This is a genomic window from Conyzicola nivalis (assembly GCF_014639655.1).
In the GTDB taxonomy this organism is placed as follows: Bacteria; Actinomycetota; Actinomycetes; order Actinomycetales; family Microbacteriaceae; genus Conyzicola; species Conyzicola nivalis.
Genome location: NZ_BMGB01000001.1, coordinates 287,199 through 306,730, shown reverse-complemented (window position 1 = coordinate 306,730; position 19,532 = coordinate 287,199). Strand labels below are relative to the sequence as shown.

The window sequence follows — 19,532 nt, the reverse complement described above, 5'->3', positions numbered from 1 at the left end:
TCGCCTCGGTACGCTGAGGCGATGTCCGACCCCGCAGAGCTTGTGGCGCGCTTGCGTGCGGCGGGTTGCGTATTCGCCGAGGACGAAGCCCGGATGCTCGTGGACGCCGCCGACTCGGAGGTGGAGCTCGAGCGCATGGTCGCCTCCCGCGTCGAGGGGCTCCCGCTTGAACGGGTTCTCGGCTGGGTCGAGTTCGCTGGCCTGAGGCTCGCGGTGGATCCCGGGGTGTTCGTGCCGCGCCGCCGCACCGAGCTGCTCGTGCGCTGCGCCACGGAGCTCGGCCTGGCCGGCCGCACCGTGGTCGACCTGTGCTGCGGCACGGGCGCGGTGGGCGCCGCGCTGCTCGCCGCCGAGCCGACCGTCGCCGTGTTCGCGACCGACATCGACCCGGCCGCCGTGCGCAACGCGCGGCGCAACCTCCCGCCCGAGTCGGTGTTCGAGGGCGACCTCTTCGCACCGTTGCCCGGCCGGCTGCGCGGCCGGGTCGACCTCGTCGTCGCCAACGCGCCCTACGTCCCGACCGACGCCATCGCGATGATGCCGCGCGAGGCACGACTGTTCGAGGCGCTCGTCGCGCTCGACGGCGGTATCGACGGCCTCGACCTGCACCGCCGCATCACCGCTGAGGCCGCGGAGTGGCTCGCGCCCGGCGGACGGCTGATTATCGAGTCGAGCGAGCGGCAGGCGGCCTCGACCGTCAGGGTCGCACGAGCGGCCGGGTTGAGCGCGCGGGTCAGACGCTCTGACGAGCTCGACGGGACGGCGGTGGTCTGCACGCTCGGCCGTCGCGACACGACTAGAGGCGCTTGACCATCGCCAGTTCGAACTCCGCGGAGTCCAACACGTAGGGCATGCGCTGTCCGGTGTACTCGAAGCCACGCCGCTCGTAGGCCGCGCGCGCACGCGGATTCTGCTCGTGCACGTGCAGGGTCAGGGTGACGAAGCGCGGTCGGCACCATTCTTCGACGGCGGACAGCAGGGCATCCGTCACCCCGCTCTCGATCCCCCGGTAGGCGGGCGTCACGTACACGCCGACGAGCAACGCCTCGGATCGGGCGGTGACGTACGCGCCCATTGTGCCGATCCAGCGTCCGTCGTCGGCGATCGCCACCAGCTGCGCACCCGCCGGGTTCTCGCCGCGGGCGGCCCGGGTGCGCCATTCGCTCTCGGAATTGCCGAGCGCCTGCGCGAGCGTCTCGCCGAAGGCATTCGGGGTGTCGGCGAGCATCTCGATGCGCAGGGCCTTCACCTCGCGCCAGTCGTCGGCGCGGGTGCTGCGGATGGTGAAGGTCATGGAGCCACCATAAACACGTCGATCTCGTCGGCGTGCTCGAAGCGGAAGCCGTGACGCTCGTAGAGTGTGCGGGCGGCGCTGCCCCGCAGCACGTTGAGCCGGAACGGACGCGAGTCGGCCCGCTCCCCCAGCACGCGTCGCAGCACCCCGCCGCCGATGCCGCGGCCCTGGTGCGCGGTCGCGATGTAGAAGTGCTCGATCCAGTGCTCGCCCGGTTCCGAGCGGACGGCGACGGAGCCGACGGCCTCGCCGTCGACGACGATGAGCCGGGTGTTGTGCGGCACGAAGCCGCGCAGGAACCGCTCGCGCACCCACAGCGGGTCGAAGATGTCCAACCGCTCGAGGTCGGGACGCATCACCTCGGCCCGGAGGTCGGCGATCCACGCCGCATCCGCATCGCCGCTCTGTCTGAAGGAAACCGCCGCTGCCATGCATCCATCCAACACCCCGTTGCGGCCGTCCGTCGCCCGTGCCTATCGTGAGGCGACGCCGGGCGGTGCAGCGCGGCGCGGCTGGAGAACCAGGGGTCGACCATGCTGGATCGCGAAATCGACGAGCTCCGGGCGGTGGTGACGGGCGAGTTGATCGTGCCGGGAGACCCGGCCTACGATCACGCTCGCCGTGTCTGGAACGCGGTCGTCGACCGCCGACCGCTCGCCATCCTGCGCTGCGCCTCCACCGACGACGTGGTCGCCGGGGTCACCTTCGCGCGCACCAACCGCGTACCGGTGGCGGTGCGCGGCGGCGGACACAACGTCGCGGGCCACGGCACGGTCGACGACGGGCTGGTGCTCGACCTGCGCGCGCTCGACCAAGTGGAGGTCGACCGCGAGCGGCGCACGGTCGAGGTCGGCGCGGGATGCACGTGGGGCGAGGTCGACGCCCAGACGCAGCGTTTCGAGCGGGCGGTTCCCGGCGGGGTGTTCTCTCGCACCGGCGTGGCCGGGCTGGCGCTGGGCGGCGGGTACGGCTGGCTGCGCAACGCCTACGGGCTCAGCTGCGCGAGCATCGTCGGCGCAGAACTGGTCACCGCGAACTCCGAGGTGGTGACCGTCGCCGATCGCTCGCACCCCGACCTGCTGTGGGCGATTCGCGGAGGCGGCGGAAACGTGGGCGTCGTCACCCGGTTCACCTTCCGCCTGCACGCCGTGGGCCCGGAGGTCTACTTTTTGATGGTCTTCCACGACGCCCGCAACGGCGGCGGCACGCGCGGACTCAAGGCCTTCCGCAACTTCTGCAGCACGGCGCCGTTCAACGTGAGTCTCGTGGCACTGCTCGGCGTCGTGGACGAGGCGGCGCAGGGGTTCGCGCCCGAGGCGGTCGGCACGCCGTTCGTGGCCTTCGCCGGCGTCTACATCGGCGACCCGGACGAGGGCGAGCACGCCCTCCGGCAGCTGCGCAAGTTCGGGACGCCGCTGCTCGACGCCTCGGGCACCATGCCCTACGTCGAAGCGCAGGCCGCGTTCGACGACGACTATCCCGACGGCGGCCGCTACTACTGGAAGTCGACCAACCAGCTCGATCTGGGCGACCCGGCGATCGACCTGATCACCGCCTCCGCGGCCTCGCCGGCCTCCCGGCTCAGCACCGTCGACGTCTGGCACGTCGCCGGTGCCGCGGCGCAACCGGTCGACGGTGCATTCGCCACGTCCCGCGCGAAGTTCCTCGTCAACCCGGAGGCCAACTGGCTCGACGCCCACAACGACGCGAAGAACATCGCCTGGGCGCGCGGCCTCGTCACCGCCCTCGCCCCGTACTCCGATGGATCGCGGTATCTCAACTTCGCCGGTTTCCAAGAGGAAGGCGACATCCTGATGCGCTCCTCCTTCGGCAAGAACTACGCGAGGCTCGCGGCGATCAAGGCGGAGTGGGACCCCGAGAATCTCTTCCACCTCAACCAGAACGTGCGCCCGATGTCGGTCGGGCCGTAGCGCCGGCCTCGTTGACGCACGAATGCCCGCCACCTTTCGGTGACGGGCATCCGGGGCTCGGCTAGCGGTTCTTGTCGCTGGCCTTGGCCTTCTTGTCGGCGCGCTTTTCTTTCAGCGACTTTCCGGCAGCGGTCTTCGGTGTGGACTTCTTGGGTGATTTGTCAGCCATGGTGACTCCCTCGATCGGTTGTGGCGTTAGCCGTCAATTCGCTTCAGCACGTGAATGGGGAGCGCGACGCCGGCGCTCGTGATGAGCAGGCCGGCGAAGAAGCTCGGCAACTGGAAACCCTCGAAGTCGAAGGAGTAGCCCATGATCAGGATCCCTCCGACGAAAAGACCCAGGGACACGACGAAGGCGATGACGTTCATGCTGTGATTCTAGTCAACCCTCGGGGGCAGTCCAGCCCACCCGCGCGGCGAAAAGCCGAAACCGGCGCCGAGCCTCGGATACGCTGGCGCCATGTCGCCGTCGATTGTCATTGCCCCCGATTCGTTCAAGGGGTCGCTCTCCGCCCGCGAGGTCGCCGACGCGATCGCCTCCGGCTGGCGGAGCGTGAGCCCCGGCGACGAACTCACCCTCATCCCGCAGGCCGACGGCGGCGAGGGCACCATCGACGCGATCGAGGCCGCCGTCGCGGGATCCGTGCGACGCTCGGCCGGGCTCGTGACCGGTCCCGACGGCCGCCCCACCCCCGGCGAATGGCTCGAACTTCCCAGCGGAGCGGCGGTCGTCGAACTCGCCCAGTCGAGCGGCCTGCCGCTCATGCAGGCACCGGACGCCCTCGGCTCCACGACCCGCGGTCTCGGCGAGGTCATCGGCGCCGCGCTCGACGCCGGCGCGACGTCGCTTGTGATCGGTCTCGGCGGCTCCGCATCGACCGACGGCGGCACGGGGGCGCTCGCCGCTCTGGGACTGCGACTCGCGGATGACACGGGCTCGCCGCTTCCCGACGGTGGCGCCGCGCTCGCCAGGCTGCAGAGCGTGGACCGCACGGGCCTCCGTGCCGCGCCGGCCGGGGGCGTCGTGCTGCTCACCGACGTCACCGCGCCCCTTCTCGGTCCGGCGGGCGCGGCCGCGGTCTTCGGCCCGCAGAAGGGCGCGACGGCCGCCGACGTCGACCTGCTCGACGGCGCGCTCGCCAATCTGGCCCGCGTGCTGGGCGGCGATGCCGCCCAGGCCGGAGCCGGCGCGGCGGGCGGGGCCGGTTTCGGCTTCGCCTCCGTCTGGGGCGCCACCGTCGAGTCGGGCGCGGACTACCTCGCCGTGCTCAGCGGGCTCGGGGCGGCCATCGACGGCGCCGACGTGCTCGTCCTCGGCGAGGGAAGGTTCGACAGCCAGTCCCTCGGCGGAAAGGTCGTCGGCCAGCTGCTGCAGCGGGCCGAGGAGCGCGCCGTGCGGGCGGGTGTCATCGCGGGACAGATCGCCGCGACCGCGACGGTGCGCGGACAGACCGTGTGGACCGTCTCGCTCGCCGAGCTCGCCGGCTCGGTCGAGTCGGCCATCGCCGAGCCGTCCCACTGGCTGCGCGACGCGGGAGCCGCGGCGGCGCGGCATTTCGGCCCTATCGCTCCCTGAGCCTGTGGGAGGGCGCCCGGTCCACGGCCATACCGAAACCCCGCGTCACCCCGCTTGGGTCGCGTGGCGCTCCAGGAATTCGTAGAGCTCCTGGTCGTCGACCCCCGGGAAGGTTCCGGAGGGCAGCGGCGACAGGATGTGGGCGTGCAGCTTGGCACTCGACCAGGCCTTGCCGCTCCACCGCTGCGACAACCGCGTGTCGGGCCTGCGGCAGCACGACTCGTCGGGGCAGGTCGAGGTCAGCCGGTTGGTCGTCTCGCGCCCGCGGAACCACTTCGAGTGCACGAACGGCACCCCGACGGTGATCGAGAACTCCCCGGCGCTCGTGGAGCCGGTCTGCGTCGAGTCGAAGAACGTGCCCTCGGGGGTGTCGGTGTACTGGTAGAACTCCGTGGTGCGGTTGGTGCGGGCGAACGCCACGCGCGAGCTCCAGTGTCGGCACACCAGCTGGCCCTCGGTCGATCCGGTGACGTCGACGGGGAGGCGCAACCCGTCGTTCTCGTAGGCCTTGTAGACGGCGCCGTCGTCGCCGACCCGCAAGAAGTGCACCTCCATGTCGAGGTGCGCCGTCGCCAGGTTGGTGAACCGCAGTGCCGCGCTCTCGTGGGTGGTGCCGAAGGCGTCACGGAAGTCCTCGACCGCGATGTCGTGCTTGCCCTTCGCCTCGCGGAGGAAATCGACGGACTGGCGCAGCGGCATCAGGCAGGCCGCGGCGAAGTAGTTGATTTCGAGCCGCTGCTGCAGGAAGTCGGCGTAGCTTTCCGGCTCCGTGTGCCCGAGCACCCGGTGCGCCATCGCCTGCAATGCCATGGAACGGAGTCCGTGCCCGCCGGGGATGGAGGCGGGCGGCAGGTAGATGCGGCCGTTCTCCAGGTCGGTGACCGAGCGGGCGGAGTGCGGCAGGTCGTCGACGTGCACGAGTTCGAATCCGAGACGCTCGGCCATGCGCGTGACCGAGCGGTGGGTGAGCGCTCCGCCGACGTGCCCCACGGCCGCGACCTCGCGCTCGGCGATGTCCTCGATCGACGCCATGTGGTTGTCGAGCGACCGCTGCTTCTGGCGCAGCTCGGTGTTGGCGCGCCTCGCCTCTTCCGGGGTGGCGATCGCCTCCCGCGAGCGCCGCGCGAGTTCGCGATGCAGCCCGACGAGCGCCGTGAGCGTCTCGTCGGCCACGTTCTTGCCCGGCCGCACGGCCGGCAGCCCGAGCGACGCGTAGACGCTCCCCCGCTGCAGCCGTTCCAGCTCGATCTCGAGGCCGGCTCGTTCGCTCGGCGGGGCATCGTCGAGCAGTTCGGAGACAGCCACGCCGAGCGCCGCCGCGATGGACCCGATGAGGCTCAGCCGCGGCTCCCGCCGACCGTTCTCGATGAGCGACAGCTGGCTGCCGGCAACGCCGACCCGCTGGCCCAGTTGGTCGAGGGTGAGGCCGGCATCGGAGCGGTAGTGACGGATGCGGTGGCCGAGTGTCGCAAGATCCTTCATTTGGCGACGATAGCGAAAGAAGAGGGATTCTTTCTAGTCCCACTGAGCGGAAGCGGGGTTGTTTTCGCCCCACCATGTAACTACGAACGTATTTATGGACCGATTGGAGCACCGGATGAGCCTTCTAGCCCGCACCGCGCCCACCCAGATCGTGACGCCCGAACGGCGACCGGCCGAGCGACTCGCCCCCGGCGCCCCGGCGGGCGCCGCGGCATCCGTCGTCGCCTGGGTCGCCTCTATCGCCTCGCTCACCACGCCCGACGAGATCGTCTGGTGCGACGGGTCGTTGCGCGAGAACGACCTGCTCACCAAGCTCATGCTCGAGACCGGAACCCTCACCCGGCTGAACCCCGAGTTGCGCCCCAACAGCTTCCTGGCCCGCGGCGACGAGAGCGACGTCGCACGGGTCGAGGACCGCACGTTCATCTGCTCCGCGCTCGAGAGCGACGCCGGCCCGACCAACAACTGGCGCGACCCGGCCGAGATGCGCGCCACACTCGAGCCCCTCTTCTCGGGCAGCATGCGCGGCCGCACCATGTACGTCGTGCCGTTCTCGATGGGTCCGCTCGGTTCACCCCTCGCCAAGCTCGGCGTGCAGGTCACCGACTCCCCCTACGTCGTCGTGTCGACCGGCCTCATGACGCGCATGGGCGCCGGGGCCCTCGCCCTCATCGACGACGACACCGAATGGGTTCCCGCTGTCCACTCCGTCGGCGCACCGCTCGAGTCCGGCCAGCGCGACGTTGCGTGGCCGTGCAACGGGACGAAGTACATCTCGCACTTCCCCGAGACCAGGGAGATCTGGTCGTTCGGCTCGGCCTACGGCGGCAACGCCCTGCTCGCCAAGAAGGCGTTCGCGCTGCGGATCGCCTCGGTGATGGCGCGCGACGAGGGCTGGCTCGCCGAGCACATGCTCATCATCAAGGTCACCAACCCGGCCGGCCGCGTCTTCCACGTGGCCGCGGCCTTCCCGAGCGCGTGCGGCAAGACCAACCTCGCGATGCTGCAGCCAACGGTGCCCGGCTGGCGCGTGGAGACCATCGGCGATGACATCGCGTGGCTGCGTCCCGACGCCGAGGGCCGCCTGCGCGCGATCAACCCGGAGGCCGGGTTCTTCGGTGTCGCCCCCGGCACCGGCGTCTCCACCAACCCGGTCGCCATCGACACGGTGTGGGGCAACACGATCTTCACCAACGTCGCGATGCGCGACGACGGCGACGTCTGGTGGGAGGGCATGACCGAGCACGCGCCCGAGCACCTCGTCGACTGGCGCGGCGAGGACTGGACCCCGTCCCTGGCGACCCCCGCGGCGCATCCGAACTCGCGGTTCACCGTCGCCGCACGCCAGTGCCCGACCATCGCGAACGACTGGGACGACCCGGAAGGCGTCGTCATCGACGCGATAATCTTCGGCGGCCGCCGCGCGAGCACCGTGCCGCTAGTGGTGGAGGCGCGGGATTGGGAGCACGGCGTCTACCTCGGCGCCACGATCTCGAGCGAGCGCACCGCGGCCGCCGAAGGCACCGTCGGCGAGCTGCGCCGCGACCCGTTCGCGATGGCGCCGTTCTGCGGCTACAACATGGCCGATCACTGGGCACACTGGCTCGAGGTGGGGGCGACGCTCGAAAAGGCCCCGGCGGTGTTCCAGGTGAACTGGTTCCGCAAGGACGCCGACGGGCGCTTCCTCTGGCCCGGGTTCGGCGAGAACTCGCGCGTGCTCGCCTGGATCCTCGACCGGGTGGAGGGCACGGCCGACGGCCTCGACAGCCCGATCGGCGTGCTGCCCGCGCCGGGAGCGATCGACACGTCCGGCCTCGACCTCGACCCCGGCGACTGGGACAAGCTCTTCGAGGTCGACCCGACCGCCCACCGCCGCGAGGTCGACGGTGTCGCCGAGTTCTTCGCCGGATTCGGCGAGCGCGTACCTTCGCAGTTGACCGCCCAACTGGAGGCCCTGCGCACCCGGCTCGTCTGACCCAACGTTCTGCCGCCGTCGCGCGTCTTGGATGATAGAGGCACAATCCGGGAGGCGTTTTCGTGGCAGAAGCAGTGGCGGCCGATGGGCCGCAGTGGCAACAGGTGGTGACCAGGCTCGTCGCCGAACGCGGCGACGCCCTCACCCGGTACGCCTACTTCGTCTGCGGAAGCCGCGACGACGCGGCCGACCTCGTGCAGGACGCCCTGGTGAAGACCTTCGGGCGCCTGCGCAACGGTTTCTCGGTGGCGAGCGCCGAGGGTTACGTTCGCCGTGCCATCCTGAACAGCTATATCGACCGTGGCAGGCACACGACCCGGTGGCGCAAGATCGCGCACCTCACCGCGGTTCCGGATGTCACGGACTCGCGCGCTGCGCAGAGCGAGTCGCGTATCGACCTGCACGAGGAACTGCGCAAGCTCACGCCGCGCGAACGGGCCTGCCTCGTGCTGCGCTACTACGACGACCTCAAGGTCGACGACATCGCCGAGACGCTCGAGTTGAGCTCCGGAGCCGTCAAGCGCTACCTGAGCGACGGCCTCGCCAAGATGGCAATCTCACTCGCCGAGCCGGACAGCGCCGACGACGGCACGACCGCACCTCGCTCGACCGCACTGGGCACGACCGCACTGGGAGCACGCAATGGCAACTGACCCGAACCTCCGCGACCTCTTCGACCGAGACACCCCGGCGATGCGTCGGATCGACACGGCGTCCGTGATCAGGCGCAGCAAAACGCGGAGACTGCCCGCGCAGGTGGTGATCGGTGGCGCGTTCGTCCTGGCCGTGGGGGGTCTCGGCGTGGCCGGTCTACAGGGGCTCGGCGGTGCTCAGTCGGCGAGCGACTCCGCGGTCTCCACCCTGGAACAGGCACCGGCCGGCTCTGACGGCGGAGCCAAGGCGGCCACGGAGGGGGACGCGACGGGCATCAAACGTGCGCCCGCCGATCGGCTCAACCTCTGCGGCGGCGCGCTCGCCGAGGTGGCGCCGAGCGCGACCGGTCTCGTGCTCACGGTCGACTTCCCCGGCTCCCCCGTCGGCACGGCGCCCGTCGCCGGCACCGCGACCCTCACCAACACGGGAACCGAGACCGTCGTCGGCTACACCTCCCCCACTCCCGCCATCACCCTCTCGCAGGCCGGCACCGTGCTCTGGCACAGCAACGGTCCGACGATCCTGTCGATCCAGGACGTCACCCTCGCGCCCGGTGAATCGCTCGAGTTCGCGGCATCCTTCGCCCCCGTCGTCTGCTCGACGGAGGACGACACGGCCGAGGCGTTCCGAAGCGACCTGCCGCCCGTCGCGGCCGGCGACTACATGGTCACCGCCGCCGCCGACGTCTCGGTCGACGGGGTCGCCGAGCTCGTCACGGGGCCGGGAACGACCGTGCGTATCGGCTAGCGCGCCGATAGGAACACTCAGGTTCCTGGCGCGCTCGACTCGCTAGAATCGCCTCATTGACTGTCAGTAGCGTGACTGGCGGCAGCCTGACTGGCGACAGCCGAGGAGAAGAGTCGATGAAGTCGCGAATCGTATGGGGCGCCGCGCTCGCCATCGCGCTGGTGGGCATCGCCCCGGCGGCCGCGCAGGCCCAAGACCCCGTCGATCTGGCGGGCGCCTACGTGCTCGACCAGTCGGGTGTCGTCACCGGCGAGGAAGAACGCATCGAGTCGTCGCTCGACCAGCTGTACGACGAGACCGGCATCCAGCTGTTCGTGGTCTACGTCGACAGCTTCACCGGAGCCGATTCGGCCGCCGACTGGGCGGACACGACGGCCGAACTCAGCGGGCTCGGGTCGGACGACGCGCTGCTCGCCGTCGCGACCGCCGACCGCCAGTACCAGCTCTCGGTCACCGAGGACTTCGCCCTCAGCGACGCCGACCTGGACGAGATCGTCGACAACACCCTGATCCCGCAGTTGCGTGACGACAACTGGGCCGACGCCGCGATCGACTTCGCCGGCGGGCTGCGCGGCGAGGGCAACGATTCGGGCAGCCTTCCGGTCTGGCCGATCGTGCTGCTCGTCGTCGTCGCGGTCGGTGGACTGATCGTCTACCTCCTGGTGCGGGCGGCGCGGCGCAGGAAGAGCGGGGAGAAGAACCTGCCGTCGGGGCAGCCTACGCAGCAGCAGCTCGACCAGCGCGCCGGCACCCTCCTCGTCGAGGTGGACGATTCGCTGCGCACCAGCGAGCAGGAACTCGGCTTCGCCGTCGCCCAGTTCGGTGAGGATGCGACGCGCGACTTCCAGACGACGCTCGCCTCGGCCAAGACCTCGGTCGGGCAGGCGTTCGCCATCCGGCAGAAGCTCGACGACGCGTTCCCCGAGTCGACGGACGAGAAGCGCGCGCTCACCCTCCAGCTCATCGAGCTCGCCGAGAAGGCCGACGCGGACCTCGACGCACAGGCCGACGCCTTCGATTCCCTGAGGGAACTCGAACAGAACGCGCCGCGGATCCTCGACGAGGTGGACGCCTCGGCCGCCGCCCTCGCGACGCGGCTCGCGGCGACCGAGGCCACGACGCAACAGCTCGCCGCCCGGTACGCACCCGCCACGATCGCCACGATCGTCGAGAACGCCGCGCAGGCGCGCACGCTTCTCGCCCTGGCCGCGACGACCTCGCAGAACGCCCGCGCGGGCCTCGCCTCCGCCAGCAAGGGCCCCGCGGCGGTCGCCGTGCGCGCCGCGCAGTCGAGCGTCGCGCAGGCGACCCAGCTGCTCGACGCCGTCGACGAGCTCGCCCGCGAACTCGCCGAGGCGCAGACCGCCCTGCAGGCCGCGATCGACGAGCTGAACCGCGACATCGCCGAGGCCCGCGCGATCACGACGACCGACCTGTCCGCCCCCGTCCAGTCGGCCACCGCGGGGCTCGCGGCCATCCTGCCCGACAGCGACCGCAACCCGGTCGACTCCCTGCAACGCGTCGAACGCCTCGACGAAGCGCTCTCCCAGGCCCTGGCCGCCGTGCGCGACCGCCAGCAGGCCGAGGTGAGCGCCCGCTCGTCGCTCGAGCGGGTCATGGCGGGAGCGCGCACCCAGATCGCCGCGGGCGAGCAGTACCTGTCCACCCGCCGCGGCGGCATCGGCACCGACGCGCGCACCCGGCTCGCGGCAGCGCGACAGGCGCTCGACGAGGCGGGGGCACTCGCGGGCTCCGATCCGGTCGCCGCGCTGTCGTCGGCGCACCGCGCGGCGAGCCTCGCCCAGCAGGGCACCGAGCTCGCGCAGGGCGACGTCGACTACTTCTCCCAGTCGACGGCCGGCGGCTACGGCGGTGGCGGCAGCATCGGCGGCATCGACAGCGGCGCACTCATCGGCGGCATTCTCGGCGGGCTGCTCTCGGGCGGCGGCGGCGGCGGTTGGTCGGGCGGCGGCTCCGGCGGCTGGTCGGGCGGCGGCCGTTCCGGCGGCTCGCGCGGCGGAGGCGGCGGCTTCGGCGGCAGCTCCCGTCGCTCCGGCGGCGGCGGCTCGCGCGGCGGGCGCCGCGGCGGCGGAGGCCGATTCTAGAACGTGCGAACAGTCCCTACCCATCCAACGAAAGGCAGCCCCCATGGCTAAGCAGTCCATCCTCGGTCGTATCTCGCAACTGGCCAAGGCCAACATCAACGCCCTTCTCGACCAGGCGGAAGACCCCGCCCTGATGCTCGACCAGATGGTGCGCGACTACACCAACAGCATCGCCGAGGCCGAGAGCGCGGTCGCCCAGACGATCGGCAACCTGCGTCTCGTCGAGCAGGACTACGAGGAAGACGTGGCCGCCGCGAACGACTGGGGCCGCAAGGCTCTCGCCGCCAGCTCCAAGGCCGACGAGCTGCGCAACGGCGGCAACGCCGTCGACGCCGACAAGTTCGACAACCTCGCCAAGGTGGCACTCGGCAAGCAGTTCCAGGCCGAGAAGGAGGCGAAAGACGCGCAGCCGACCATCACCTCGCAGACCCTCGTGGTCGACAAGCTCAAGAGCGGCCTCGATTCGATGCGCGGCAAGCTGGGCGAACTCACCTCGAAGCGTGACGAGCTCATCGCGCGGTCCAAGACCGTCGACGCCCAGCGCCAGGTGCAGGACGCGATCGGCTCGATCGACATGCTCGACCCCACGAGCGAGATCAGCCGGTTCGAGGACAAGATCCGCCGCGAAGAGGCCAAGGTGCTCGGACAGCAGGAGCTCGCGGCATCCAGCCTCGACGCCCAGTTCGAAAGCCTCGAAGACCTCGACAAGCAGACCGAGATCGAGGCGCGCCTCGCCGCGCTCAAGCTCGGCGCGGGCGGTTCCGGGGCGCAAGGGCAGCTCGGACAGTAGAAACGACGCGAGGGCCGGCGGGAATCATTCCCGCCGGCCCTTCGTTGCGCAACACATGACTATTATCGGAATCATCGGAGCGGGACACATCGGCGGCCAGGTAGCACGCGCGGCCATCACGGCGGGATACGACGTCGTGATCAGCAACTCGCGCGGACCAGAGACGCTCACGGGACTCGTCGCGGAGCTCGGTCCGCGGGCTCGGGCCGCCACCTCGGCCGAGGCCGCGGCGGCCGGCGACTTCGCCGTCGTCACGGTGCCGCTGAAGAACTACACGGAGGTCCCCGTCGCCGAGCTGGCGGGCAAGATCGTGATCGACACGAACAACTACTACTTCGAGCGCGACGGCCACATCGCCGAGCTCGACGACGGCACCGCCACGGTGACCGGCCTGCTGCAGGCGCACCTGGCCGAGAGCCGCGTCGCGAAGGGCTTCAACTCGATCACCTTCGGCGACATCACCACGGCCGGAGCACCGGCGGGCACACCAGGCCGTCGCGCGCTCGTGACCGCGAGCGACTTCGACGACGCCGCGGCGCTCATCACCCGCCTGTACAACGAGTTCGGGTTCGACACCGTGAACGCCGGTCCACTCAGCGAGAGCTGGCGCACCGACCGGGACACCCCGGCCTACGGTGCGGCGGGCGACGCGGCCACGATGACCCGCCTTCTCGCAGAAGCCGAGCGGAACGTAGATACTGAGTAGGTGCCAGCCACCTTCGTCGTCATCCCCCAGTGGCAGGGCTCCGGCTCGTCGCGCGCTCTCCGACTCGGAGACGGCGCCGAAGCGATCCGGGGCGACCTGCCCGCCTCCTCGACACGCGTCGTCGAGGTCCCGCTGGAGGCGGGCGACGCGCTCGGCTCCGGACTCGCCCGGCTCGGTTCGCTCCAACTCGTGCGCGAACGCAGTCGGGCCATGCTCGCCGACGTTCCCGACTGGGCGCTCGCGATCGGCGGCGACTGCGGCATCGCGCTCGCCCCGATCGAACACGCGCTCGACCGCACGGCCGGCGACCTCGCGGTGGTCTGGTTCGACGCGCACCCCGACCTGAACACCCTCGCGAGTTCGCCCTCCGGCGCGTTCTCCGGCATGGTGCTGCGCACGCTGCTCGGCGAGGGCGTCGACGGACTGGTTCCGGCCGCGCCGCTCGCCGCCGACCGGCTCGTGCTCGCCGGCGTGCGTTCGGTCGACGACGGCGAAGACGGGTACCTCACCGGCTCGGGCATCGCGCGCCTCGGCGTCGACGAGCTCGCTTCGGCCGACGGGCTGGTGGCCGCGGTCGGGGCCACCGGTGCCGCATCCGTCTACCTGCACATCGACCTCGACGTACTCGACCCGGCGGAGCTCGACGGGGTCAGTGACCCGGTCCCCTTCGGGCTCAGCGCCGCCGCCCTCGTGCAGGCGATCCGCGCGGTCAAGGCGCGTCACCCGATCGCAGGGGCCAGCATCGCCGGCTTCTCCCCCGCGAGCATCGACGCCGCGGCCGACGACCTGCCGACGATCCTGCGCATCATCGGGGCGCTCACCTCGCCGTAGGGTCGCCCGACAGGACGGTTTTGTAGGTTCACCCGGTCGACAGGACGATTCGGGGCGGATGATTCGTCGCATCCTGTCGAACGACTGGCCGCGCCCGGCGGCGTGAATAGGCTGGGGCCATGACGCAGAGCAGCGAGGCACCGGCCAGCGACCGCAGGATCACCGTCGACCGCGATGGGCACGTGCTGCTCATCGGGTTCAACCGCGCGGACAAGCGCAACGCCGCGGACTTCCGCCTGCTGCAAGAGCTCTCACTGGCCTACGCCGAACTCGAGAACGACCCCGAACTGCGCGTCGGCCTCGTCTACGCCCACGGCGACCACTTCACGGGCGGTCTCGACCTCGCCGACGTCGGCCCACGCATCGGGGCGGACGGGCTCGACATCACCGCGGACGGGGGCATCAACCCCTGGCGGGTCTCGGGCGTGGCGCTCAGCAAGCCGGTCGTCGTGGCCGTGCAGGGGACGTGCCTCACGCTCGGCATCGAACTGATCCTCGCCGCCGACATCGCGGTCGCCGCCGAATCCACGCGTTTCGGCCAGATCGAGGTGGCCCGCGGCATCTTGCCGTTCGGCGGCGCCACCATCCGTTTCCCGCGCGCCGTCGGCTGGGGCAACGCGATGCGCTGGATGCTGACCGGCGACCTGTTCGACGCAGCCGAGGCCCTGCGCATCGGGCTCGTGCAGGAGGTCGTTGCGGACGGCGAGCAGTACGACCGCGGTCTCGAGCTGGCGCGGCGCATAGCCGCCCAGGCCCCCCTCGCCGTGCAGGCGGCGCTCGCCAACGCGCGGCTCGCGGTGCGCGAGTCGGATGCCGCGGCCGAAGCGGCGCTGCAGCCCGAGCTCGTGCGGCTGGCGGCCAGCGAAGACGCCGCGATCGGTATGCGCGCATTCGTGTCGCGGCAGCCGGCGGAGTTCGTCGGGCGCTGAGATGCGGCACGCGGCGGGCGGCGCCAGCCGTGACATCCGATGCTCGCCCCCGGTCGGCCGCTCCCGGTAGCCTCGGACAATGACCGAAACCGAGTTTGACCTCATCGTTATCGGCGGCGGCGCCGTCGCCGAGAACGTCGCCGACCGCGCCGTGCAGGGCGGTCTGACCGCCGTCCTCATCGAAAGCGAGCTGGTGGGCGGCGAGTGCTCGTACTGGGCGTGTATGCCCTCGAAGGCGCTCCTGCGCAGCGGCATCGCCCTGCGCGCCGCCCAGAACGTCGGGGGCGCGAAGGAGGCGGTGACCGGCGGGCTCGACGTCGCCGCGACCCTGCGCCGCCGCGACTCGTTCACCAGCAACTGGGACGACCAGGGTCAGGTCGACTGGGTCGAGGGTGCCGGCATCTCGCTCGTGCGCGGTCACGGCCGCCTCACCGGCGTCAAGACCGTGTCGGTCGAGGCGGCCGACGGCACCGTCACGAACCTCACCGCCCGGCACGCCGTCGTGGTGAGCACCGGCTCCGATCCGCTGCTGCCCGACGTCGACGGCCTCGCCGACGCCGAACCCTGGACTCCGCGCGACGCGACGAGCGCCAAGGTCATCCCCGACAGCCTCGCCATCATCGGCGGCGGAGTCGTCGCGGTCGAGATGGCGACGGCCTACGCGAGCTTCGGATGCGCCGTGACCGTGATCGCGCGCGGCGGCCTCCTGGGTAAAGAAGAAGACTTCGCGGCCGAGCTCGTGGGCGAATCGCTCGAGAAGCTCGGCGCGACCCTGCGCCTCGGCGTCTCCCCCACGAAGGCGCAGCGCGGCGCCGACGGGGTCACCCTCACCCTGTCGGATGGCGGCACCGTCACCGCGGCCGAGGTTCTCGTGGCCACCGGCCGCGCGCCGCGCACGGGCGACATCGGCCTCGACACGGTCGGGCTCGAGCCCGGTGACTGGCTCGACGTCGACGACACCCTGCTGGTGCGCGGCGAGACCAACCACCACCACGGCTGGCTCTACGCCACCGGCGACGTGAACCACCGGGCGTTGCTCACCCACCAGGGCAAGTACCAGGCGCGCGCCGCCGGCGATGTCATCGTGGCGAGGGCCCTCGGCCGGGCGGTGCACGACGGCGAGTGGGGCACCCACGCCGCGACTGCCGACCACCGGTCGGTGCCGCAGGTCACGTTCAGCGACCCCGAGGTCGCCTCGGTCGGGCTGACAAGCACGGCCGCCGCAGACGCCGGCTACGAGATCCGCGTCGTCGACTACGAGCTCGGTAACGTCGCGGGAGCGAGCCTGCAGGCCGACGGCTACGTCGGACGCGCCCGCATGGTCGTCGACGAGAAGCGCCGCGTCGTGCTCGGAGTCACCTTCGTCGGGCAGGACGTGAGCGAACTCATCCACGCCGCGACGATCGCGATCGTGGGCGAGGTGACCGTCGACCGGCTCTGGCACGCCGTGCCGGCGTATCCGACGATGAACGAGATCTGGCTGCGCCTGCTCGAGACCTACGGCCGGCCCTAGGCTCGGCCGCGGGCCTTACCCTGGGCGAGGCCCTCGTACACGTCCAGCAGAATCGACGTCGACGCCGCCCAGCTGAACCCCTCCGCGAACTGGCGGGCAGAGAGCGACAGCTCCTCGTAGAGTAGCGGGTCATCGAGCAGCACCGAGATCACCCGCGCCCACTCGGCGGGGTCGCGGGAGTCGACGAGCACGCCCGACTCGCCGTCCGCCACCGACTCGACGAGGCCGGAGACCCGCTGCGCGACGACCGGCGTGCCGCTCGCCGCCGATTCGAGCGCGACCAGCCCGAACGTCTCGGAGTGCGAGGGCACGAGCGTGATGGTGGCGGCGGCGAGCAGCTCGGCGACGGCCTCCCTCGACAGCGCGCCGACGAAGCGCACGTCGCCCTCCACCCCCAGTTCGACCGCGAGTTTGTGCAGCGCCACCATGTAGTGCTCCGAACCGGGGGTCGGTTCGCCGGCGATCACGAGCAGCGGGCGGGGTTGGGGCAGTTCGGCGAGCGCGCGCACCGCGAGGCGCTGGCCCTTCAGTTCCTGTACCCGGCCGACGACGGCCAGCAGCGGCCTGCCGCTCTCCACCCCGAGGGCGAGCCGCACCGCGTCACCCGCGTCGGTCTCCGGACGGAACAGCCCGCTGTCGACGCCGGGCGGCATGATCCAGACCTTGTCGACCTGCGCCCCGACGTGCTCGATGAGGTTGTCGACCTCCGCGGTCGAACTCGCGATCACCGCGTCGGCCTGCATCGCGAGGAACGATTCGCTCCGCACCCGCCGCTCGGGTTCGGTCAGCACCAGGCCCGTCGGCATCGCCCGGTGTTTCATCTGGCCGAGCGTATGGAAACTCTGCACGAACGGGATGCCGAGCTCGATGGCCACGGGCAGCGCCGCGATGCCGCTGAGCCAGTAGTGCGCGTGCACGATGTCGTAGGGGCGTGACTGCCTGCCGGCGAGCCGCGCCACCGCCTCGCCGAATTCGTCGGCGACGGTCGACAGCTGGTCTTTCGACACGACGCCGAGCTCGCCCGCCTCGAGTTCGTGCAGGGTCACTCCCGGCACGATCTCGGTCACCGCGGCCGGGCCGTTCGACCGGGTGAGCAGGTCGACCTCGATGCCGAACGCGGCGAGCTGGCGCGCGAGTCCGAGGATCGCGACGTTCATCCCGCCCGCGTCGGCGGTTCCGGGGTTCGCGGCGGGCGAGGTGTGCATCGACACCATCGCCACCCGTTGCACGTCGCCAGCCATACGCCCACTGTATTGTGCGAAGTATGTCTGAGGCACGACCGGTTGACCCTCCGTGGGTCGCGCGGGCGCCCTGGGTCGTGCGTGCGACAAGGCGGGTGTCGGATGCCGCGGCTCGGGTACCCGCCATCAGGCGTGTCATCCTGCACCCGGTCGTCGCGCGACCCGGCTTCTGGATCGCCACCGGAGCCGGTCTGGTCTGGGGCACGGCGATGAGTCTCGGCCGGATCCGCGGCGCCGGCGGCGTCATCGTCGCCCGCCGCTGCCCGCGGTGGAGCTTCGGGCGCGGCGGAACCACGATCGGCGCCGTCTACCTGACAAACAACGCCGTCTCGCGCGCCGTGCTCGAGCACGAGGCCGTTCACCGTGCACAGTGGAAGAAGTACGGGCTGGCTTTCATCCCGCTGTACATCGCCGCCGGTTCCGACGCGCGAACCAATCGCTTCGAAATCGAGGCCGGACTCCACAAGGGTGGCTACGCATGACGAAGACGATCGTTATTACCGGCGCGAGCGGCGGCATCGGAGCCGTCGCGGCACGGCGGCTGGCCGTCGAGGGCTGGGACGTCGCCGTCGTGGGACGCAACCCCGAGCGCACTGCTTCGGTCGCGGCATCCGTCGGCGGCACCGCCTTCGTCGCCGACTACGACCGCCTCGACGACGTGCGCGCCCTCGCCGCGGCGCTGCTCGAGCGGTACGACCGCATCGACGTGCTCGTGAACAACGCGGGCGGCCTCACGAGCGAGCGCGGTCGCACGGCCGACGGGCACGAACGCAACTTCCAGCACAACCACCTCGCGCCCTACCTGCTCACCCGGCTGCTCCAGCCGCGGTTGCTCGAGAGCGGCGCACGCGTCGTGTCCACGTCGAGCCTGATGAACCTCGCGGGTCGCGTGCGGCTCGAGGACCTCGACTGGGAGAAGCGCGCCTGGCTCGGCGGCTGGCAGGCCTACGGCACGAGCAAGCTCGAGACGATCATGTTCATCCGCGAACTCACCGCCCGCACCGGCCTCGACGCGTACTCGTTCCACCCCGGCTACGTCGCTACGGGGTTCGGAGCCGACAGCACCTTCATCAAGCTGTCCTACCGGCTGCGCCCCGGCGGCCTCGGCATCTCGGTCGAGCAGGGCGCCGAACCGCTCGTGCTGCTCGCCTCTGGCACGGCCGCTCCTGCCCCGAGCGGCACCTACTTCGACCAGCTCGCGCCCTACGGTCGGACGAGGGCCCAGGCCGATGACCAGGACCTGGCCGCGGGCCTGTGGATCAAGAGCGCCCAGCTCGTGGGCGTGACGGCGTGAGCGTCACCGTGCGGGCCGTCGCACCGGCGGACGCCGACCAGTGGCGCGACCTCTACAGCGCGTACCGCGAGTTCTACGCGCTCGAACCCGACGCCGACGTGGTCGACCGCGTGTGGGCCTGGATCGGCGACGCCGGTCACGAGACGAACGCGCTCGTGGCCGTCGACGAGCACGGCACCCTCGCCGGACTCGCCCACTACCGCCGGTTCGCCCGGCCCTCGTCGGGCACGACCGGCCTCTGGCTCGACGACCTGTTCACCCGGCCCGACCTGCGCGGTGCGGGGGTGGGTCGTGCGCTCATCGACGCGGTGGCCCGCATCGCCGACGCCGAGAAGCTCAGCGTGGTGCGCTGGATCACGAACGAGAACAACGCCACCGCGCGGCGTCTCTACGACACGATGGCGACCGCCACCAAGTGGGTGACGTACGACCGCGTTCCCGGCGCCTGAGCCTGTCGACGGGCC

At 71.1% G+C, this 19,532-nt stretch carries 20 protein-coding genes; 15 read left to right on the top strand and 5 right to left on the bottom strand.

Annotated features, from left to right (window positions below; translation table 11 throughout):
* Positions 1-21: 21 nt before the first annotated feature.
* A complete protein-coding gene (locus IEV96_RS01560) occupies positions 22-810 on the top strand; it encodes a putative protein N(5)-glutamine methyltransferase (protein WP_188508955.1) in 789 nt (262 codons plus the stop codon).
* Here IEV96_RS01560 and IEV96_RS01555 read toward each other — a convergent pair.
* Together IEV96_RS01555 and IEV96_RS01550 are read right to left on the bottom strand one after the other, a co-directional pair.
* Positions 797-1,294, bottom strand: a complete 498-nt coding sequence (locus IEV96_RS01555) for a GNAT family N-acetyltransferase (RefSeq protein WP_188508954.1) — start codon at positions 1,292-1,294, stop codon at positions 797-799. The two genes, IEV96_RS01560 and IEV96_RS01555, sit on opposite strands and share 14 nt — an antisense overlap.
* Positions 1,291-1,725, bottom strand: coding sequence for a GNAT family N-acetyltransferase (locus IEV96_RS01550; protein WP_188508953.1), 435 nt, complete (start codon positions 1,723-1,725; stop codon positions 1,291-1,293). Before IEV96_RS01550 ends, IEV96_RS01555 begins: the two co-directional genes overlap by 4 nt.
* Positions 1,726-1,827: 102 nt before the next feature.
* Here IEV96_RS01550 and IEV96_RS01545 point away from each other — a divergent pair, with 102 nt between their 5' ends.
* Positions 1,828-3,225, top strand: a complete 1,398-nt coding sequence (locus IEV96_RS01545) for an FAD-binding oxidoreductase (RefSeq protein ID WP_188508952.1) — start codon at positions 1,828-1,830, stop codon at positions 3,223-3,225.
* Positions 3,226-3,420: 195 nt separating this feature from the next.
* On the opposite strand, the gene IEV96_RS01540 is transcribed toward IEV96_RS01545, so the two are convergent.
* Entirely contained in the window at positions 3,421-3,594 is a 174-nt protein-coding gene (locus tag IEV96_RS01540; RefSeq protein WP_188508951.1) for a hypothetical protein, read from the bottom strand.
* A gap of 91 nt (positions 3,595-3,685) precedes the next feature.
* Between IEV96_RS01540 and IEV96_RS01535 the strand changes: the two genes are divergently transcribed.
* Positions 3,686-4,801 (top strand): glycerate kinase, encoded by a 1,116-nt coding sequence (locus tag IEV96_RS01535; protein WP_188508950.1) that lies wholly within the window; start codon positions 3,686-3,688, stop codon positions 4,799-4,801.
* A gap of 45 nt (positions 4,802-4,846) precedes the next feature.
* On the opposite strand, the gene IEV96_RS01530 is transcribed toward IEV96_RS01535, so the two are convergent.
* Positions 4,847-6,283: a helix-turn-helix domain-containing protein gene (locus IEV96_RS01530; RefSeq protein WP_188508949.1), complete on the bottom strand. Its 1,437-nt coding sequence runs from the start codon at positions 6,281-6,283 to the stop codon at positions 4,847-4,849.
* A 115-nt stretch (positions 6,284-6,398) separates the two neighbouring features.
* Here IEV96_RS01530 and IEV96_RS01525 point away from each other — a divergent pair, with 115 nt between their 5' ends.
* From IEV96_RS01525 to IEV96_RS01485, 9 genes are all read left to right on the top strand, one after another.
* Entirely contained in the window at positions 6,399-8,258 is a 1,860-nt protein-coding gene (locus IEV96_RS01525) for a phosphoenolpyruvate carboxykinase (GTP) (RefSeq protein WP_188508948.1), read from the top strand.
* A gap of 62 nt (positions 8,259-8,320) precedes the next feature.
* The gene (locus IEV96_RS01520) at positions 8,321-8,911 is read left to right on the top strand and encodes a sigma-70 family RNA polymerase sigma factor (protein ID WP_229732938.1); all 591 of its coding nucleotides are present in this window, start codon (positions 8,321-8,323) and stop codon (positions 8,909-8,911) included.
* On the top strand, positions 8,901-9,659 hold the full coding sequence (locus tag IEV96_RS01515; RefSeq protein WP_188508947.1) for a hypothetical protein: 759 nt from the start codon (positions 8,901-8,903) through the stop codon (positions 9,657-9,659). Before IEV96_RS01520 ends, IEV96_RS01515 begins: the two co-directional genes overlap by 11 nt.
* Before the next feature lie 116 nt (positions 9,660-9,775).
* Complete coding sequence (locus tag IEV96_RS01510; protein WP_188508946.1) at positions 9,776-11,764, top strand: TPM domain-containing protein; 1,989 nt, start codon at positions 9,776-9,778, stop codon at positions 11,762-11,764.
* 43 nt (positions 11,765-11,807) lie between these two features.
* The gene (locus IEV96_RS01505; RefSeq protein WP_188508945.1) at positions 11,808-12,554 is read left to right on the top strand and encodes a PspA/IM30 family protein; all 747 of its coding nucleotides are present in this window, start codon (positions 11,808-11,810) and stop codon (positions 12,552-12,554) included.
* 55 nt (positions 12,555-12,609) lie between these two features.
* On the top strand, positions 12,610-13,260 hold the full coding sequence (locus IEV96_RS01500) for an NADPH-dependent F420 reductase (RefSeq protein ID WP_188508944.1): 651 nt from the start codon (positions 12,610-12,612) through the stop codon (positions 13,258-13,260).
* Positions 13,261-14,091 carry an arginase family protein gene (locus IEV96_RS01495; RefSeq protein WP_188508943.1) on the top strand — a complete coding sequence of 277 codons (831 nt, stop codon included), beginning with the start codon at positions 13,261-13,263 and terminating at the stop codon, positions 14,089-14,091.
* A gap of 119 nt (positions 14,092-14,210) precedes the next feature.
* Positions 14,211-15,020, top strand: coding sequence for a crotonase/enoyl-CoA hydratase family protein (locus IEV96_RS01490; RefSeq protein WP_188508942.1), 810 nt, complete (start codon positions 14,211-14,213; stop codon positions 15,018-15,020).
* Between the two features lie 79 nt (positions 15,021-15,099).
* A complete protein-coding gene (locus tag IEV96_RS01485) occupies positions 15,100-16,533 on the top strand; it encodes a dihydrolipoyl dehydrogenase family protein (RefSeq protein ID WP_188508941.1) in 1,434 nt (477 codons plus the stop codon).
* Here IEV96_RS01485 and IEV96_RS01480 read toward each other — a convergent pair.
* The gene (locus tag IEV96_RS01480) at positions 16,530-17,774 is read right to left on the bottom strand and encodes a glycosyltransferase (protein ID WP_188508940.1); all 1,245 of its coding nucleotides are present in this window, start codon (positions 17,772-17,774) and stop codon (positions 16,530-16,532) included. The genes IEV96_RS01485 and IEV96_RS01480 overlap by 4 nt on opposite strands.
* A 23-nt stretch (positions 17,775-17,797) precedes the next feature.
* Between IEV96_RS01480 and IEV96_RS01475 the strand changes: the two genes are divergently transcribed.
* The 3 genes from IEV96_RS01475 to IEV96_RS01465 are packed head-to-tail and all read left to right on the top strand — an operon-like array spanning position 17,798 to position 19,517.
* Positions 17,798-18,256 carry a hypothetical protein gene (locus tag IEV96_RS01475; protein ID WP_229732936.1) on the top strand — a complete coding sequence of 153 codons (459 nt, stop codon included), beginning with the start codon at positions 17,798-17,800 and terminating at the stop codon, positions 18,254-18,256.
* Positions 18,253-19,068, top strand: a complete 816-nt coding sequence (locus IEV96_RS01470; RefSeq protein ID WP_188508939.1) for an SDR family NAD(P)-dependent oxidoreductase — start codon at positions 18,253-18,255, stop codon at positions 19,066-19,068. The genes IEV96_RS01475 and IEV96_RS01470 overlap by 4 nt, the downstream gene beginning before the upstream one ends.
* Positions 19,065-19,517, top strand: a complete 453-nt coding sequence (locus tag IEV96_RS01465) for a GNAT family N-acetyltransferase (RefSeq protein WP_188508938.1) — start codon at positions 19,065-19,067, stop codon at positions 19,515-19,517. Before IEV96_RS01470 ends, IEV96_RS01465 begins: the two co-directional genes overlap by 4 nt.
* The last annotated feature ends 15 nt before the right edge of the window (positions 19,518-19,532 follow it).

Excerpts from the sequence above, each read along its gene's own strand:
- IEV96_RS01510 (WP_188508946.1), top strand. The coding sequence starts at position 9,776 with ATGAAGTCGCGAATCGTATGGGGCGCCGCGCTCGCCATCGCGCTGGTG.
- IEV96_RS01505 (WP_188508945.1), top strand. The coding sequence starts at position 11,808 with ATGGCTAAGCAGTCCATCCTCGGTCGTATCTCGCAACTGGCCAAGGCC.
- IEV96_RS01540 (WP_188508951.1), bottom strand. The coding sequence starts at position 3,594 with ATGAACGTCATCGCCTTCGTCGTGTCCCTGGGTCTTTTCGTCGGAGGG.
- IEV96_RS01530 (WP_188508949.1), bottom strand. The coding sequence starts at position 6,283 with ATGAAGGATCTTGCGACACTCGGCCACCGCATCCGTCACTACCGCTCC.
- IEV96_RS01500 (WP_188508944.1), top strand. The coding sequence starts at position 12,610 with ATGACTATTATCGGAATCATCGGAGCGGGACACATCGGCGGCCAGGTA.
- IEV96_RS01475 (WP_229732936.1), top strand. The coding sequence starts at position 17,798 with ATGTCTGAGGCACGACCGGTTGACCCTCCGTGGGTCGCGCGGGCGCCC.
- IEV96_RS01490 (WP_188508942.1), top strand. The coding sequence starts at position 14,211 with ATGACGCAGAGCAGCGAGGCACCGGCCAGCGACCGCAGGATCACCGTC.
- IEV96_RS01485 (WP_188508941.1), top strand. The coding sequence starts at position 15,100 with ATGACCGAAACCGAGTTTGACCTCATCGTTATCGGCGGCGGCGCCGTC.
- IEV96_RS01555 (WP_188508954.1), bottom strand. The coding sequence starts at position 1,294 with ATGACCTTCACCATCCGCAGCACCCGCGCCGACGACTGGCGCGAGGTG.
- IEV96_RS01525 (WP_188508948.1), top strand. The coding sequence starts at position 6,399 with ATGAGCCTTCTAGCCCGCACCGCGCCCACCCAGATCGTGACGCCCGAA.
- IEV96_RS01480 (WP_188508940.1), bottom strand. The coding sequence starts at position 17,774 with ATGGCTGGCGACGTGCAACGGGTGGCGATGGTGTCGATGCACACCTCG.
- IEV96_RS01545 (WP_188508952.1), top strand. The coding sequence starts at position 1,828 with ATGCTGGATCGCGAAATCGACGAGCTCCGGGCGGTGGTGACGGGCGAG.
- IEV96_RS01535 (WP_188508950.1), top strand. The coding sequence starts at position 3,686 with ATGTCGCCGTCGATTGTCATTGCCCCCGATTCGTTCAAGGGGTCGCTC.
- IEV96_RS01550 (WP_188508953.1), bottom strand. The coding sequence starts at position 1,725 with ATGGCAGCGGCGGTTTCCTTCAGACAGAGCGGCGATGCGGATGCGGCG.
- IEV96_RS01560 (WP_188508955.1), top strand. The coding sequence starts at position 22 with ATGTCCGACCCCGCAGAGCTTGTGGCGCGCTTGCGTGCGGCGGGTTGC.
- IEV96_RS01470 (WP_188508939.1), top strand. The coding sequence starts at position 18,253 with ATGACGAAGACGATCGTTATTACCGGCGCGAGCGGCGGCATCGGAGCC.
- IEV96_RS01515 (WP_188508947.1), top strand. The coding sequence starts at position 8,901 with ATGGCAACTGACCCGAACCTCCGCGACCTCTTCGACCGAGACACCCCG.